17 protein-coding genes are annotated in these 14,420 nt (G+C 53.8%); 13 read left to right on the top strand and 4 right to left on the bottom strand.

What is annotated here, in order from left to right; translation table 11 throughout:
* Positions 1-156: 156 nt before the first annotated feature.
* The 11 genes from J7M22_06780 (at position 157) to murA (ending at position 7,974) form a co-directional block, all read left to right on the top strand.
* Positions 157-918: a hypothetical protein gene (locus J7M22_06780; protein MCD6506315.1), complete on the top strand. Its 762-nt coding sequence runs from the start codon at positions 157-159 to the stop codon at positions 916-918.
* Between the two features lie 236 nt (positions 919-1,154).
* Complete coding sequence (locus tag J7M22_06785) at positions 1,155-1,874, top strand: pyridoxine 5'-phosphate synthase (GenBank protein ID MCD6506316.1); 720 nt, start codon at positions 1,155-1,157, stop codon at positions 1,872-1,874.
* Positions 1,871-2,248 (top strand): holo-ACP synthase, encoded by a 378-nt coding sequence (locus J7M22_06790; GenBank protein ID MCD6506317.1) that lies wholly within the window; start codon positions 1,871-1,873, stop codon positions 2,246-2,248. The genes J7M22_06785 and J7M22_06790 overlap by 4 nt, the downstream gene beginning before the upstream one ends.
* 2 nt (positions 2,249-2,250) lie before the next feature.
* Entirely contained in the window at positions 2,251-3,219 is a 969-nt protein-coding gene (locus tag J7M22_06795; GenBank protein MCD6506318.1) for a hypothetical protein, read from the top strand.
* A gap of 8 nt (positions 3,220-3,227) precedes the next feature.
* Positions 3,228-3,926 (top strand): DUF3782 domain-containing protein, encoded by a 699-nt coding sequence (locus J7M22_06800; GenBank protein ID MCD6506319.1) that lies wholly within the window; start codon positions 3,228-3,230, stop codon positions 3,924-3,926.
* Positions 3,927-3,934: 8 nt separating this feature from the next.
* Positions 3,935-4,534 carry a YigZ family protein gene (locus tag J7M22_06805; GenBank protein ID MCD6506320.1) on the top strand — a complete coding sequence of 200 codons (600 nt, stop codon included), beginning with the start codon at positions 3,935-3,937 and terminating at the stop codon, positions 4,532-4,534.
* A gap of 2 nt (positions 4,535-4,536) precedes the next feature.
* Positions 4,537-4,860: a hypothetical protein gene (locus tag J7M22_06810; protein ID MCD6506321.1), complete on the top strand. Its 324-nt coding sequence runs from the start codon at positions 4,537-4,539 to the stop codon at positions 4,858-4,860.
* Position 4,861: 1 nt separating this feature from the next.
* Positions 4,862-5,860 carry a Gfo/Idh/MocA family oxidoreductase gene (locus tag J7M22_06815; protein ID MCD6506322.1) on the top strand — a complete coding sequence of 333 codons (999 nt, stop codon included), beginning with the start codon at positions 4,862-4,864 and terminating at the stop codon, positions 5,858-5,860.
* Positions 5,861-5,952: 92 nt separating this feature from the next.
* Positions 5,953-6,333: an ATP-binding protein gene (locus tag J7M22_06820; GenBank protein MCD6506323.1), complete on the top strand. Its 381-nt coding sequence runs from the start codon at positions 5,953-5,955 to the stop codon at positions 6,331-6,333.
* A 12-nt stretch (positions 6,334-6,345) separates the two neighbouring features.
* Complete coding sequence (locus tag J7M22_06825) at positions 6,346-6,702, top strand: STAS domain-containing protein (protein MCD6506324.1); 357 nt, start codon at positions 6,346-6,348, stop codon at positions 6,700-6,702.
* Between the two features lie 3 nt (positions 6,703-6,705).
* Positions 6,706-7,974 (top strand): UDP-N-acetylglucosamine 1-carboxyvinyltransferase, encoded by a 1,269-nt coding sequence (gene murA / locus J7M22_06830; GenBank protein ID MCD6506325.1) that lies wholly within the window; start codon positions 6,706-6,708, stop codon positions 7,972-7,974.
* Positions 7,975-8,116: 142 nt separating this feature from the next.
* Here the strand turns inward: murA and J7M22_06835 are convergent, their stop codons facing one another.
* The gene (locus J7M22_06835) at positions 8,117-9,421 is read right to left on the bottom strand and encodes a DegT/DnrJ/EryC1/StrS family aminotransferase (GenBank protein ID MCD6506326.1); all 1,305 of its coding nucleotides are present in this window, start codon (positions 9,419-9,421) and stop codon (positions 8,117-8,119) included.
* A gap of 155 nt (positions 9,422-9,576) precedes the next feature.
* On the opposite strand from J7M22_06835, the gene J7M22_06840 reads away from it, so the two are divergent.
* Together J7M22_06840 and J7M22_06845 are read left to right on the top strand one after the other, a co-directional pair.
* On the top strand, positions 9,577-10,842 hold the full coding sequence (locus J7M22_06840; GenBank protein MCD6506327.1) for a radical SAM protein: 1,266 nt from the start codon (positions 9,577-9,579) through the stop codon (positions 10,840-10,842).
* Entirely contained in the window at positions 10,839-11,735 is an 897-nt protein-coding gene (locus J7M22_06845; GenBank protein MCD6506328.1) for a DMT family transporter, read from the top strand. The genes J7M22_06840 and J7M22_06845 overlap by 4 nt, the downstream gene beginning before the upstream one ends.
* Here J7M22_06845 and queC read toward each other — a convergent pair.
* The 3 genes from queC to J7M22_06860 form a co-directional block, all read right to left on the bottom strand.
* Complete coding sequence (gene queC / locus J7M22_06850) at positions 11,732-12,421, bottom strand: 7-cyano-7-deazaguanine synthase QueC (protein ID MCD6506329.1); 690 nt, start codon at positions 12,419-12,421, stop codon at positions 11,732-11,734. The genes J7M22_06845 and queC overlap by 4 nt on opposite strands.
* Positions 12,418-13,548, bottom strand: coding sequence for a Gfo/Idh/MocA family oxidoreductase (locus J7M22_06855; GenBank protein ID MCD6506330.1), 1,131 nt, complete (start codon positions 13,546-13,548; stop codon positions 12,418-12,420). Before J7M22_06855 ends, queC begins: the two co-directional genes overlap by 4 nt.
* Before the next feature lie 121 nt (positions 13,549-13,669).
* On the bottom strand, positions 13,670-14,125 hold the full coding sequence (locus J7M22_06860) for a hypothetical protein (GenBank protein MCD6506331.1): 456 nt from the start codon (positions 14,123-14,125) through the stop codon (positions 13,670-13,672).
* Positions 14,126-14,420 lie beyond the last annotated feature (295 nt).

The following is a 14,420-nucleotide window of genomic DNA, read 5'->3' on the forward strand; positions in this document are numbered from 1 at the left end:
CTTTTCGCCATCGCTGTGGTGGTAGGCTATCTCCATGCCATCAACGCTTGTGAATACTACCCGCCCTGCGTTTGACATCGCTATGCCGATCTGATATAATCTGAAAGAAGGCCACCCTGCTGAAGAGTAGCCGGTCAGCTCAAGGAGGGAGAAAGGATGCGCTTCACGGTGGAGGAGTTCAGGGATCTGGTGAGGGTCTTGGAGGAACATCCCGAGTGGCGCTCCGAGCTGAGAAGGGTGCTCCTTACCGACGAGCTTCTGAAGCTGCCCCAGGTGGTGAGTCGGCTCGCCGAGGAGCAGCATGCTCTGGCAGCTCAGGTTCGACAGCTAGCAGAGGAACAACGTGCCTTAGCGGCCCAGGTTCGTCAATTAGCAGAGGACCAGCGTGCTCTGACGGCCCAAGTTCGACGGCTAACCCAGAAGGTGGACGACCTCGTCACCTGGCAGAGGGGAGAGGCTGGGAGGAGAGAGGGTGAGAGATATGAGAGGATGACCGTCAGGAGGGGACCTGTGCTCTTCAGCGGGGGGATGGGCGGATCAACCGACAACCCCGTCGTTCAAAGGCGGCTCGTCAGATGGCTTAAGCCGATATTCGAGAGCGATAGGTTCTTGGAGACCGAGGAGGACCCGACGCTTGCGGATCTGATCTGGTGGAAGGGGGACAGGGTTGCCGTCGTGGAGATATCGTTGAAGGTCAACGGGAGGGATGTGCTGAGGGCTTCCAGGAGAGCGGAGGTTTTAAGCTCGATTGGGGTGAACGCCTTCCCCGTGGTGATAGGTGAGGATTGGGCCGGTTCGGCGGCGAAGGCTATGGCCGAGGAAAGAGGGGTTGAGTGGATGATCGCCGGCATGTCATCTGAGGGGCTGATCTCCTTCCGACGTTTATCTCATTCCTCCCGTAGCACTTCAGGCGGATAGGCGGATACATACTCCCTGGCACTCCTCATCCGGATTTAAGGACACAGGGAAGCACCCATACCACGCCTGATTACACCAAATCATTGAGAAGCCCTATATCAAGCTCGGCGCTTGCAAATCCCCATTGGGCAAGCTATAATAGATTGAGCGGGCTTAGCATGAAGGCAAGTTCAGCCCTGGCTGGGGGCGGTCAAACTCAGCCGTCCGGGGATGCTCCGGACTGGTGGGGATGGAAGATGCCCAGACTTGGAGTTAACGTGGATCACGTCGCCACGTTAAGGGAGGCGAGAAAGATCGAAGAGCCCGACCCGGTCGCCGCTGCCGTCATCGTCGAGCTGGCCGGCGCACACGGGATCGTGTGTCACCTGAGAGAGGATAGAAGACATATCAAGGAGAGGGATCTGTACCTGCTGAGGCAGATAGTCAAGACGAAACTCAACCTGGAGATGGCGGCCAACGATGAGATCATAAAGATCGCCCTCGACGTCAAGCCGGATAAGATCACCCTCGTCCCCGAAAGAAGGGAGGAGCTCACAACCGAAGGCGGGTTGGACGTGGCCGGCAACATGAGGAAACTCCGTAAGGTGGTCAAGAAGTTCAGCGATGCCGGCTTACCTGTCAGCATGTTCATCGAGGCTGACCCGAGACAGATCGAGGCCTCCAAGGAGGTGGGCGCTCAGGAGATAGAGATACATACAGGCAGATACTCGGAGGCGAAAAGCGAGGAGGAGGCGAAGGCCGAGCTGGAGAAAATAACCGAAGGGGTGAAGATCGGACTGGATATGGGCCTCGTCGTTCACGCCGGACACGGGCTTAACTATCGAAACGTCCAGCCGATAGCCCGGATACCCGGGATAGATGAACTGAACATCGGGCATTCCATCATCGGAAGGGCCGTCTTCGTCGGATTGGAGAGGGCGGTCAGGGAGATGCTGGAGCTCATAAGAACGGCATGATACTCGGGGTGGGCGTAGATCTCGTCGAGATAAATAGGATCAAGGCAGCCTTCGATCGCTGGGGCGATAGGTTCAGGCGGAGGATCTTCACCCGAAGGGAGATAGAGTATTGCTGTAGGAAGGGGATCCCGCACATGGCCTACGCCGCCAGGTTCGCCGCCAAGGAGGCCTTCTTTAAAGCCCTGGGAACCGGATGGAGTAACTCGATGAGCTGGAAGGAAATCGAGATCATAAACACTCCCGATGGTAAACCCGAGATAAGCCTCTCAGGCGTGGCGGCGAAAGTGGCGGGGGAAAAAGGCATTAAGGAGATTCATCTTTCCATCTCGCACGATCACGATCATGCGATCGCGGTCGTCATGGTAGAGGGATGATAATGCGAAATCCGAGCCTCGTTTTCCTTCTTTCCCTCTTGATCCTTTCCGGGGCGGTTCAGGCAAAGGAATATGCCGGATATACCATTGAGGATGGCGGCCTGGCGGATGGGCCTTTGATCACACCGCTGAGGGGGAAGGTTCTTCGTTTGCTGGTGTATAGACAGGATGAATATAAATCAGTTATAAGTCGGATGAACGTCGAGGATAGATTTGAGGATTGGAAGGAGTTCAGATATGAATCCCTCGGAGTCGAAAGGGCGGAATTCATCCTACCAAGAGGGCATCTCATCTTCCACCTCGGCGGGGCGTTCGCACATAGAGGTAAATTCGTCCGGGTCAACGGGGAAAGTGAAGGGGTCAATACCTTCCCTGAGACCGACCTTAAAATATGGCTGGGATTCGCCCTGCAGCCTCACAGGCATACGACGATCGGATATCGAATTTCCTTCCTGAGGATTAAAAAACCGATAGAGGATGGATGCGATTACGGACGCGGGTTCGCCCACGATCTGGGCGTTTATCACCGGATGGGGCTGACGGATATGAGCTTTAAAGTGATCAATATGAGCAACGGGCTGTCCTTTAAGGAGTCCGATCTGCCGGATGAATTGAGGAGGATATATGAGCTTCAGATCGTTAGACCCCTTCAGCCGCTCGGCTTTCCCTTCACACTGGACCTGAATCTAAGGGCACCGTGGCGATTCGGGCCGAGATATGAGCTTATCCTCTACGCCGACTGGGGCGAGAGATGGAGGTTCGGCCTGGGGTACATGCGTGAGACGCGCAGGGTAGGGGATAGATTCTGGATGATGAAGGGAGTGAAGGCCGTCGCACATCTTAGGACGAAAGACGTGGATTTCATCGGGCAGATCTACCCTCAATGGCGCCCGGCCCCGTCCTCGTTCGAGAGGGTAAGGGTAGAGGGATTTTCGCCGAAGATATCGTTGGAACTGCTCAGGAGGTTATAACACGCGAGGTGAGATTAATGCTTGAATACATTGAGATCCTGGAGAGCTTTCCTGAGGAACTGAGAGAACCTATGCTTAAGCTCATCGGGAGCGTCGAAGACCGGATACTCTCCCGTCTGGAGGTGACAAGGGGGGACTTTCTCTCGCTCAGAGATGCCATTAAGGAGCTGGCTGAGGCGCAGAGGAAATCCGAGGAGAGGATAACCAAGCTGGAGGCCGCCGTTGAGAGATTGGAAGAAGCTATCGAGAAGCTGGCGGAAGCGCAGAGGAGAACGGAGGAAAGGGTCGATAAACTCGCGGAAATCGATAGATCGATTGAGATCAAGATAGGTGCCCTGGGAGCTAGATGGGGAATCGGTTCTGAAACGGCCTTTAGAAACGCGATAAGGGGCATCCTGGAAGAGGTGGGATTCCATGTGGAGAGGTATCTGAAGTTCGATGAGGAGGGGATGGTCTTCGGAAGACCGGATCAGGTTGAACTCGATATCGTGATGAGGGATAAAAAGGTGTTCCTGATTGAGATCAAATCCTCCGTAAGCAGGGGTGATGTCTCCATCTTCGAGAGGAAGGCGAGATTTTACCAGGAAAGGGAGGATAAAACGGTCGATCGTAAGATCATCATCTCGCCCTTTTTAGATCCCGGCGCTGAGGATATGGCCAGAGGATTCGGAATAGAGGTTTTCACCGATGCCAACCAGGTGAGATAGGGTCGAAGATGGATGAATATAGAACGGTATCCGGCCTGAGCGTCTCCAAGTTAACCGTCAAGAACTCCAGATTCATAGGGCTGGCGAAGTGTGTTACATCTAAAGATGAGATGGATGGGTTTTTAAGATACGCGATGCGCGAATATCCCAGGGCAACTCACTACTGTTACGCCTACAGCATCGGTCTGGGGGAGGAGAAGACCGAATACTGCACGGATGCGGGCGAGCCGACCAATTCAGCCGGCCCGCCGATACTCAGCGCCATCCGCGGATCAGGTTTGGAAAACGTCGGATGTATCGTCGTGAGGTATTTCGGGGGAGTGAAGCTCGGAGTGGGTGGGCTGATAAGGGCCTATGGGCAATGCGCAAGGGAGTGCCTGTCCAAGGCGGAGGTCGAGACGAGGGTCTTATGTCGGACGTTGCGGATAAAGTCGCCATATGATAAAATCAGCCCCGTGATCAACCTCGTCAAGAAGTTAAGGGGAGAGGTGAAGGGGATAGAGTATGGTGAGATCGCCGTCATCCAGGTCGAGCTCAGGCGGGGGGACATACCGAGGTTGCTCGAACGGCTCAGAGCCATCGAAGGTATATCGGTCGAGGAGGCGTGAAGATGAAAGTGATCGACGTAAGAGAGACATGGATCCACACCCATTATATCCTCGATAGCTTCGAGCTGACTCAGAAGGAAAGGGACAAAATCAAGTTGAGAATTGAACCTGAATTGAAGCGGATGGGGATACAGTACGGCATACATTTTGAGCGAAAGCCCCACGAGGATCACATGAAGGTAGTTCTGGAGTGCATCCCGTTCGATCACATCAAAGATAGGGTTAGGGAGATCCTAAACGAGACTATTGAGGATTTCCCGACGCGAACGAAGGATGAAAGACGGGATACCGTCACCAGGATAACCGTCAAGGAAGAGGAGGGGTGATATGGGCGAAAGGTTCAGGGTTGGAATGATAGGTTGTGGCGGGATAGCCAATCGCCACGCCAAGGTGTTATCCGGGATAGAGGAGGTTGAGCTGGTGTCCTTCTGTGATATCGTCGAGGAGAAGGCCGCCGAGTTCAACCAGAGATACAGAGAAGGCAAGGGGAAGGTATATACGGATTTCGCCAGGATGTTCGACTCAGAGGATCTAGATGTAGTGTGGATCTGTCTTCCGCCCTTCGCCCACACGAACGAGGTCGAGCTGGCGGCAGAACATGGCGTGCACGTTTTCATAGAGAAGCCGATAGCGCTCGATATGGAGACAGCCGGAAGGATGGTCGAGGCGGTCGATAAATACGGAGTCAAGTCGCAGGTGGGATTCATGTCCAGGTTCGGCGAGGCGATCGAGAGGGTGAAAGGGATGCTGGAGGAAGGCGATGCCGGCAAGCCGGGATTGATGATAGGCAAATACATGTGCAACTCGCTTCACTCGCCTTGGTGGCGGGATAAATCCAAAAGCGGGGGACAGATCGTCGAACAGATCATCCATACGTATGATATAATCAGATACTTTCTGGGAGAGCCGGAATCGGTCTTTTGCCAGGCCGACAACATCTTCCATAAAAATGTGGAAAATTACACATCGGAGGACGTCAGCGCCACCGTCATACGCTTCCGCAACGGAGCCATAGCTACCGTGGCGGGCACGAACGGGGCGATACCTGGAAGGTGGATAAGCCAATATGAGCTGGTCGCCAGGAACATAACGGTCAGTTTCGCCGATCCCAATAACGCTCTGCTCTACAGGACGAACGTTCAGCCCCCTCAGGAGATGAAGCTGACCGGCAGTAAGGACCTGTTCCTGGCGGAGGCCATGGATCTTTTAAACGCCATAAAGGAGGACGGCAGCACACGTACCCCGATAATCGAGGGAGCCAAAACCCTGGAGCTCGTCCTCGGTGCTAGCAGGTCGGCTGAGACCAGGAAGATCGTAGAGTTTTAATCCCTCAGTTTGGGTCAAATCCACAGGGGAATTAAGAGGCGTTTCAGTTGACATCCCGTTGCCTTGAAAAGGTGATAGAGCTCACAATACCGATGGAGCCGAACTTGGAGCTTGTCGCCGCCGAGGCTGCCTCGACCATCGCTCAGCTCATGTGCTTCGATGAGGATGAGATCGATGAGATAAGGATGGCGACGATCGAGGCATGCCTCAACGCCTTCGAACACAGCAAAAGCCCTGATAGAAGGGTATATATAGCCTTTCGCATCTGTAAGGACAAGCTCGAGTTGAGGGTGACCGATCACGGCAGGGGGTTTAACCCGGCCGATGTAAAACCGCCCGACATAAGGAACGCCGTTAAGGGGGGCAAAAAACGGGGCTGGGGGCTCAAATTGATCGAGAACCTCATGGATGAGGTGAGAATTGAGACAGGCAGTTTGGGCACAACTGTAATCATGATCAAGATGAAGGGTTAATCGGAGGAGATTATGCCCGGAAAGTTCACCGTCAACGTCAGACGGGGAGATGGATACGCCGTCCTGGAGACAGGGTCCTATCTGAATCAGACGGCAGGCGAGGAGCTCTTCAACAGATTCAACGATCTGTTGGGAGAGGGATATACCGACTTTATAATCGATATGAGTAAAACCAAGATCGTCAACAGCATAGGGATATCGATACTGATAGAGATGCTGGAAAAGCTGCGTGAGAGGGAGGGCAGGCTTATCTTCTGCAATCTCAGCAACGTCATATCCAAGACGTTTAAGATAATGGGGCTAACGCAATATGCTGAGGTCTATCCTAATGAGAAAGAGGCGATCACGGCCCTGAGGAGGGAAAGTTAGGGCATGGATATCTTCGTCATCAGAGGTGGCAACAGATTGAAGGGGGAGGTGAGGCTGTCCGGCTCCAAAAACGCCACGCTGCCCATAGAGGTCGCCGCCGCCATCCTGGCCGATTCGCCCAGCATCATCCGAAATGCTCCCGATCTCAGGGATGTCCGTTTCATGGGAAATCTCCTGGAGCATCTGGGCGTTAAGGTCGAATATGAGAGCTCGACCCTTCGCGTCGATCCACGGACCTTAAGCGGATATGAGGCTCCATACGAGTTTGTCAGTCAGATGAGGGCTTCGATCTACGTGCTGGGGCCTCTTCTGGCTCGATTCGGCAGGGCTAAGGTCTCCTTCCCAGGCGGATGTGCCTTCGGACCGAGGCCGGTCGATCTACACATTAAAGGTATGGAAGCCCTGGGAGCTCAGATGAGGATCGAGCACGGATATATAATCGCCGAGGCGGAGAAACTCAAGGGCAGGGAGATGGATCTGCTCGGCCCTCACGGCTCAAGCGTAGGAGCGACGGGCAACGTCATGATGGCTGCCACGCTGGCCGAAGGGGTAACGGTGATCAGGGGGGCAGCGCGGGAGCCGGAGATAGTAGACCTCGCTCGGTTTCTCAACGCCATGGGAGCTCGAATAGAGGGGGCCGGAACGCCTGTGATCACCATCCATGGTGTCAGGGAGCTTCATGGCGTCGAACATACCGTTATACCCGATAGGATCGAAGCGGGAACCTTCATGGTGGCGACGGTCATCACGGGAGGAGAGGTGAGGATCAAAGGGGCCGTGCCCCACCATATGGAGGCCGTCTCGGAAAAACTTTCAGAGATCGGAGCTCTCGTTGAATGGGACGAGGGGGGCGTGAGGGTGGACGGGGATGAGGAACTAAGGGCCGTTGACGTCAGAACGAGCCCATTTCCAGGTTTCCCCACCGATATGCAGCCAATAATCACGTCTCTGCTGGCGGTCATCCCCGGGATAAGCGTCGTGACGGAAACGGTCTACTACGAGAGGTTCAAACATGCCAGCGAGTTGAACAGAATGGGAGCGGACATACGGATAGAGTCGAACACGGCGATCATACACGGCGTTGAAAGGCTTAGCGGCGCCCCCGTGATGGCCTCCGACCTGAGATCCGGAGCGGCTCTGGTCGTAGCGGGACTGGCCGCCGAGGGTGAGACGACCGTCTCGAGGGTCTACCATATAGATAGGGGGTATGAGCATCTTGAGCGCAAATTGACCACTCTCGGCGCGGATATCTCAAGGCGGAGTAGCGATTAGGCTGTTCCCTATCCCCTATGAGATTACAGGCGGCGGCTAGACAATCCTTCCGGCTGAGACATCCCCAATATCATGGCCGATATCATGATGATCCATATCGACGGGTAGATCAGCCTGATCCTGATATAGCGCCCTAATCGCTTTATTCTATATCACGCAGACATCGTGGATCGGCGGTTACCTTTCGGAACGCCTCGGCGATCTGATCTATCAGCGAGGAGACGTCCTTCCACCATGATCCACCGCCCAAGATAAGGTCTTGTTCGGCACAGCGGCGTTCGGCCACGGGACAGTCGCCTCTGCGGTAGGCTATCTCTTCACCTCGCGGGTTGGCCTTCCACGGATAACCCTTGCCTAGCCACCACTCTTTACGCTGGAAGGTAGGTCTTAGGTGGATAGGTGTACCGACATAGCTGCCTCCGATAGGCACTCCTTCAGCTCTCAGCGCTTTGATAAATTGCTCCCGGCTTACGCCGGGCAGTTCTTCAGGAATGAAGGTCCAATGGATCATATGCCATGCGGGATCGCTATCTTCCGACAGATCGAGCGGTCGAATACCTGGCACATCGGCTAACGCTTCCTTCAATCGTGCGGCGTTACGGCGTCGCCATTTGTTCATCTCCTCTAATCGATCTAACTGCTTCAAAGCCAAAGCGGCGGAGAACGCGTTGATGCGATATGTATAGATCAGGCTGTCAATGCGCTCACGATAGGCATCGATGGTGATCTCCTTATAAAGTCTCGCGGGATGCATCCCAGCCAGAAGCGCCCTTTCGAAGAGATCCCTGTCATCCGTAACCAACATCCCTCCATCCCCGGCAGCGATGTTTTTGCCGGAACCGATGGAAAAGCATCCGAAATGCCCAAACGTGCCTACCTGCTGCCCTTTGTAAAGCGAACCTTGCGCCTGAGCACAATCCTCGATAACGATCAGATCGTGTCGACGGGCGATATCCATAATACCATCCATGTCAGCGGGGACACCGCCGATATGCACCACCACGATCGCCTTCGTGTATTCAGTGATAAGCGGCTCAATCCTGGCCGGGTCTAATGTGAGGGTGCGGGGATCGATATCGGCGAAGATCGGAATGCCGCCCGCCTGGAGGATACATGATACCGTCTGCCCCCAACTGAAAGGCGAGGTGATAACCTCATCTCCCAGCTCGATTCCCGCCGCCATGCAGGCGATGTGGAGCGCCGGTCCACCTCCGGATGTGCTCACAGCGAACCTGCGTCCTATGACTTCGGCGAAGCGCTTCTCCAATTGGTCGGTTAGCTCTCCCCCGGCGGCGGTACATGCCCAGGTCCAATCCTCGCGGCTGCGCAACATCCCCTGACGAACGGCCTCGATCTCCTCATCGGTAAAGTATGGCCAGGACGGGGATTTCTCTGTGACGACCGGCTCACCGCCGAATATCGCCAATTGGGATTTCTTAATCGACATGGTCTATTTATTCTAGCACCCGTTTTTCCTGCCGTCAAGCGTAACATCTAGCTTACAAGTTAGCGGGATACTTTACGGATTTTCCTTGACGGAGAGACAAACCTGTGTTAGAATCGCTACCGGATATATTCAGGAACGGGAAGGACTTGTATTCCATGAGACCTAAGATGATCTTCGCAGACGAGAGTGGGAACATTTACGACCATCCGGAGCTGGAGATGGCGGGTCGATCCGGCACCAAACTTATCGCCCCTGACGAGGTGGAGATAATCCCCGCGCCGCCTCATACCCTGTTCTTCACTATGCCTGGTAGAATGCCCGTGGGATGGGATCGTAGGAGGCGGAGGTATGAAGCCATGGATGAGATGTCCGATATGGTGTGTTATCCTGTAGCTGCCTTCCCACCTCCCGGATACACTCGAACCCTTCTTCCCGCGACGATGCTTTGTGACATAGATTGTGTTTTACCCCTCTGGGCGTATACGGCGGCCGGTTGGATGGAAGATCAATTCTGGATAGCGGCGGTTAAGGTGGACGATTTCGACAGATGGAATCCCGATTATTATGACGTTGAGGAACTTTCACCGAAGATCGAGACCCTACTGGGGAGGTATCCTGAAAACAGACTTATAAGACATCTTTCCAAGTGCGTTACACGGTATCACTGTTTCAACGCTATGAACCTCTTCTACCGCAGGTGGGAGTGCGGAATTCCCACCTCTCCGGCCTGCAACGCCAGCTGCATCGGATGTCTATCTTGGCAACCATCGGAGAGGTGCCCCGCCTCACAGGAGCGGATAGACTTCGTGCCGACGGTCGAGGAGATCGTCCAGATCGCCTTGCCGCATCTGGAGGAAGCTGAGGGCGCGATAGTGAGCTTCGGACAGGGATGTGAGGGCGAGCCCTTGCTTCAAGCCGATTTGATCGCAGAAGCGATCAAGAGGCTCAGATCACAGACCGATAAGGGAACGATTCACCTTAACACTAACGGCAGTATCCCTTCCAGCGTGGGAAAGCTCTGTGATGTGGGGCTCGATAGCATCCGGATCAGCCTCAACTCGGCGAGGCCTATCTTTTACCATAGATATTACAAACCCAAAGGTTATTCCTTCGATGACGTCATAGAATCCATGAAAATCGCTAAGTCCCACGGCCTCTTCCTCTCGATCAATCTGTTGGTTTATCCCGGATTCACCGATGGTGGAGATGAGCTTTGGGCGTTGATGGATCTGATCGATGAGGTGAGACCGGATATGATCCAGTTGCGAAATTTGAACATAGATCCGGAGCTATATCTCAGGAGCATCAGCTATAGAGGGGGACCGGGGATAGGTATAACGAGGTTTATGAAGGCGATAAGCGATGAATTTCCGGAGGTTAAATTCGGATATTTCAACAGGCCGAAGGAGATGTTCCGTTGAAAAAGGAGATACCAAGTGAGAGCTTGGACCTGAAGGCGATATCGCTTATAATGCTTCTATCGCTCTTCTGGGGCGGCAACTCACCTGCCATGAAGATCGCCCTCCGCGACATGCAACCTTTCATATTAGCCGGGCTTCGCTTCACGCTGGCAGCGGCAGCCGTCTGGGGATGGGCGATTTACAGGGGAATATCGCTTTCACTCAGGCCTTCTGAGCTTCCGCCGCTTATCATCCTGGCTCTATGTTTTGCCGCTCAGATCTCAACCTTCAACCTAGGCACGCATCTTTCGCTTGCGAGCAGAGCTTCGCTTTTGATAAACACTCATCCCTTCTTCGTGGCCCTTATGGCCCATTTCTTTATCCCTTCTGACAGGCTTAATTTCAGAAAGGTTATGGGATTGCTGGTGGCTTTCTCAGGAGTAGCATTGATCTTCCGGGATAGCATCGTATCAAGCGGCAGATCTCATCTTCTGGGAGATCTGACCCTCGTGCTCAGCGCTTTTATCCTAGGTGTGCAGACGGTCTACACCAAGCGGGTGGTGCAGGACATGCCGCCGATAAAACTTCTGGCCTGGCAGATGAGCTTTGCCCTGATCCCGTTTTACCTGATGAGCTTTCTTTTTGAGGATCCGACAAGGTGGAAGGTGAGCGAAAGTGTGGTGGGGATGCTGATCTATCAGGGGATACTCGTTGGTTTTTTCTGTTTCATCACCTGGACGACGCTTTTAAGGAGATATAGCGCCAGTAAAATAGCCGCCTTTCTGTTCGCCACTCCCATCTTTGGAGTCGCTTTGAGCTGGCTTATCCTGGGAGATAAACTAACAATATGGCTCGGAGCGGGAACCGCACTTGTAGCGGCGGGGATATACATCGTCAATAGCATCGAAGGTTAGCTGCTTTTCCTCCTTTCTAGGAACCACCCCCAGCTCCCAGCTTCCACAAGCGCACGTTTGAGCCTTAGGCACGATTCACATCGCCAGCAATGTTCCTCTCCTCCCTCATAGCAGCTCCATACCATTTCCAATGGCGCTCCGATCTTCCTGCCCATACGGACGATCTCCACCTTGGTCAGATCCTGAGTAGGACTGATGACCCTTACGCCTGTGAGGGTAGAGAAGCTCAAGCTTCGGTTGACCGCCTTGACGAATTGAGGGGTGTTATCTGGGAAGGTTCGCATCTCCTCAGCGTTAAACCCGACGACGATCAGGTCACATTCTAGACTCTCGGCGAAGGAGGCAGCGACGTTGATGAACACCCCATTCCTGTTCGGCACCCAGACTGCCCTTGCGGAACGCTCCGTGATATCTCGATCGTCGAGCTGTGAGGGGAGGAGCTGGGGTAGCTCCTCCTTCCTCCGTACGAGAGCGGTGCGCGTGATCTCGGCAAGCCATTCGAGTTTCACGACCTTATGTTCCACACCATGTTTCCTGCAGATGCATCCGGCAGCCTCTACCTCCTTTCGGACCGATCTCTGCCCGTAGTCGAAGGTCAGAGCAAGTGCCAGTTCCGTCTCCAGATAGGCCCATCTGAAGCTGACGGTTGAGTCCAATCCGCCCGAAAGGAGAACGACTGATCTCATAACCTGCCTCTCCCCTCCCAGTCGGCGATCATCTCCTTAACGAACTGGGTGCTGAATCCCTCTTTTCGCAGAACCTCATCGCAATCTACGCTTTTCCTGTCTCTGGGTCCTTTTCCCGTTTGGAGGATGGAGTTGGTCAGCCATGATGTTCGAATCCCATTTATCGCCGACGTGTAGTTGATCTGGTATTGCCCCTTGATCAACCCTATGAGGTTATCGATGTTGCTATGGGGATATCCCTCCGGTTTTTCCGGGGTTATTTCTTTCGGCTCACCGGATTTGGGAGTTAAGGTGAGCTTTCCGCTTTTGATTTCGATCTTCCCCTCATCGCCTTCCAGTACCACCCATTCCTGAAATCCGACTTTGGTGTTACCGAGGATGGTTATCGTGCCGGTAGCGCCGTTTTCCATCTCGACGTCCACGACGGCATCTATCTCGATCGGTCGTTCGATCTTTCGGCCGTCCTGTTCAAAAATATTGCTGGTGTACCCGGTGACGGTTTTGGGGAGCAAGCCTGTTATCCAGAGGAAGATATCCTGCAGGTGGCTTCCCGAATCGTTCGGCTGGCCACCGCCTGAAAACCTGGGATCCCCTCGCCATCCGCCGCCGCTCCATCTCTGGGCCAGATACACCTCGAACTTTCTGAGTTCGCCTATCATTCCATCCCGATAGATCTTCCGGGCGGTCACGTAGAAGGGGCTATAGTGGCGCTGATAGTGGATGAGGAGATGTCTATCGTGCCCGTCGGCTATTTTGGCCATCAGGATGGCATCGCCTACTACGTTCGCCATGGGTTTTTCGACGATCACATGTATATCGCTGCGCAGGGCATATTTGGCGTGGATATCGTGCAGGGAATGCGGAGAGAAAACCCCAACGATGTCCAGATCCTCTTTGTTTATCATCTCGATGAATTCGTACTCACCGACATATCTTTTTATGCTTCCGGGCTTGAACCCTTCGACTTGTTCGGCCAGGAAGGATTCAAGCCTATCGAGGACGGCCTCGGAGACATCGGCGGCCGCGACGACCTCGACGTCCGGCCTTCTAGCGAACTCCCTTGTCCTTCCTCTTCCGGCACCTCCGGGGCCTATGATCCCGACCCGAAGTTTGTCCAAGCTGCTCATCTTCCTTCCCTTCCGATCTTCATCTGGTATTTTAAACGCCCTTTATTTTAACATCGTCACATCGTTATCTCAAGCATATTCTGCTTGCAACAATTATCAAAAGCGATGCTCACGGTTCGATCTAATCAAGGCCGATCACCACAAGTTCCCATCTTCCCCTTTCCGGGTCGCTCTCCTCAACCCTCAGAAACTCCAGAGCCATACATGAATCCAGATATGCCTCGACCAGCTTAGGACCATTCGCCTCCTGTCGAACGAGCGTTATGGCCTTCAGCGCCTGTCTCCGTGATAGCTGACGTCTGAACAGGGCTCCAACGAACGGTATCGGGATGGGGATGCGGATGTTCACCCTTTCATCTTTCCCACTATTGAAATCGAGCTCACGGACGTAGATTCGAAACCAGAAGAAGGCTGTCCTGCGGAGAAATTCGGTAAAGGGACATCTTGTCACCTTCTGAATGCGCCGGATATCAGCCTGGAGCATCTCCGAGTTTAGCGTCCGAGGCACGTCCGGTGTGGTTTCGGCGATCCGGACGATATCTGCTGCTCGTCGGACGAGTTTTTCTAATCTCTCCATATCTTCACCTCACATCAGGGCTAAGAAACCGACGGTCCTCTTTCGATTCTCAAGCCATAAGCCTTGAGCCTGTTAAAATGCCTGATTGGGGATGGACCTTGAGAAACTCTATCATAACCCAAGTTGCTATTTGACTTGCATCGAGAGATCCTGCTTGAAACTACCCAAAAGCAGGAGGAGAAAAATGATAAACAAAGCGATAGCATTATACACCATAATAGACGATCTCCTCAAGGCAATAGGCCATGAACAAGATCCCAGAGCCAAGATGAGCGATGCGGAGGTGATAACAACG

Source organism: Candidatus Poribacteria bacterium (genome assembly GCA_021162805.1).
In the GTDB taxonomy this organism is placed as follows: domain Bacteria; phylum Poribacteria; class WGA-4E; order B28-G17; family B28-G17; genus JAGGXZ01.

What these genes read in the sequence shown, in the direction of transcription:
- J7M22_06790 (MCD6506317.1), top strand. Translation starts at nt 1,871, where the DNA reads ATGATACTCGGGGTGGGCGTAGATCTCGTCGAGATAAATAGGATCAAG.
- J7M22_06820 (MCD6506323.1), top strand. Translation starts at nt 5,953, where the DNA reads ATGGAGCCGAACTTGGAGCTTGTCGCCGCCGAGGCTGCCTCGACCATC.
- J7M22_06785 (MCD6506316.1), top strand. Translation starts at nt 1,155, where the DNA reads ATGCCCAGACTTGGAGTTAACGTGGATCACGTCGCCACGTTAAGGGAG.
- J7M22_06780 (MCD6506315.1), top strand. Translation starts at nt 157, where the DNA reads ATGCGCTTCACGGTGGAGGAGTTCAGGGATCTGGTGAGGGTCTTGGAG.
- murA (MCD6506325.1), top strand. Translation starts at nt 6,706, where the DNA reads ATGGATATCTTCGTCATCAGAGGTGGCAACAGATTGAAGGGGGAGGTG.
- J7M22_06840 (MCD6506327.1), top strand. Translation starts at nt 9,577, where the DNA reads ATGAGACCTAAGATGATCTTCGCAGACGAGAGTGGGAACATTTACGAC.
- J7M22_06805 (MCD6506320.1), top strand. Translation starts at nt 3,935, where the DNA reads ATGGATGAATATAGAACGGTATCCGGCCTGAGCGTCTCCAAGTTAACC.
- J7M22_06860 (MCD6506331.1), bottom strand. Translation starts at nt 14,125, where the DNA reads ATGGAGAGATTAGAAAAACTCGTCCGACGAGCAGCAGATATCGTCCGG.
- J7M22_06835 (MCD6506326.1), bottom strand. Translation starts at nt 9,421, where the DNA reads ATGTCGATTAAGAAATCCCAATTGGCGATATTCGGCGGTGAGCCGGTC.
- queC (MCD6506329.1), bottom strand. Translation starts at nt 12,421, where the DNA reads ATGAGATCAGTCGTTCTCCTTTCGGGCGGATTGGACTCAACCGTCAGC.
- J7M22_06815 (MCD6506322.1), top strand. Translation starts at nt 4,862, where the DNA reads ATGGGCGAAAGGTTCAGGGTTGGAATGATAGGTTGTGGCGGGATAGCC.
- J7M22_06795 (MCD6506318.1), top strand. Translation starts at nt 2,251, where the DNA reads ATGCGAAATCCGAGCCTCGTTTTCCTTCTTTCCCTCTTGATCCTTTCC.
- J7M22_06825 (MCD6506324.1), top strand. Translation starts at nt 6,346, where the DNA reads ATGCCCGGAAAGTTCACCGTCAACGTCAGACGGGGAGATGGATACGCC.
- J7M22_06855 (MCD6506330.1), bottom strand. Translation starts at nt 13,548, where the DNA reads ATGAGCAGCTTGGACAAACTTCGGGTCGGGATCATAGGCCCCGGAGGT.
- J7M22_06810 (MCD6506321.1), top strand. Translation starts at nt 4,537, where the DNA reads ATGAAAGTGATCGACGTAAGAGAGACATGGATCCACACCCATTATATC.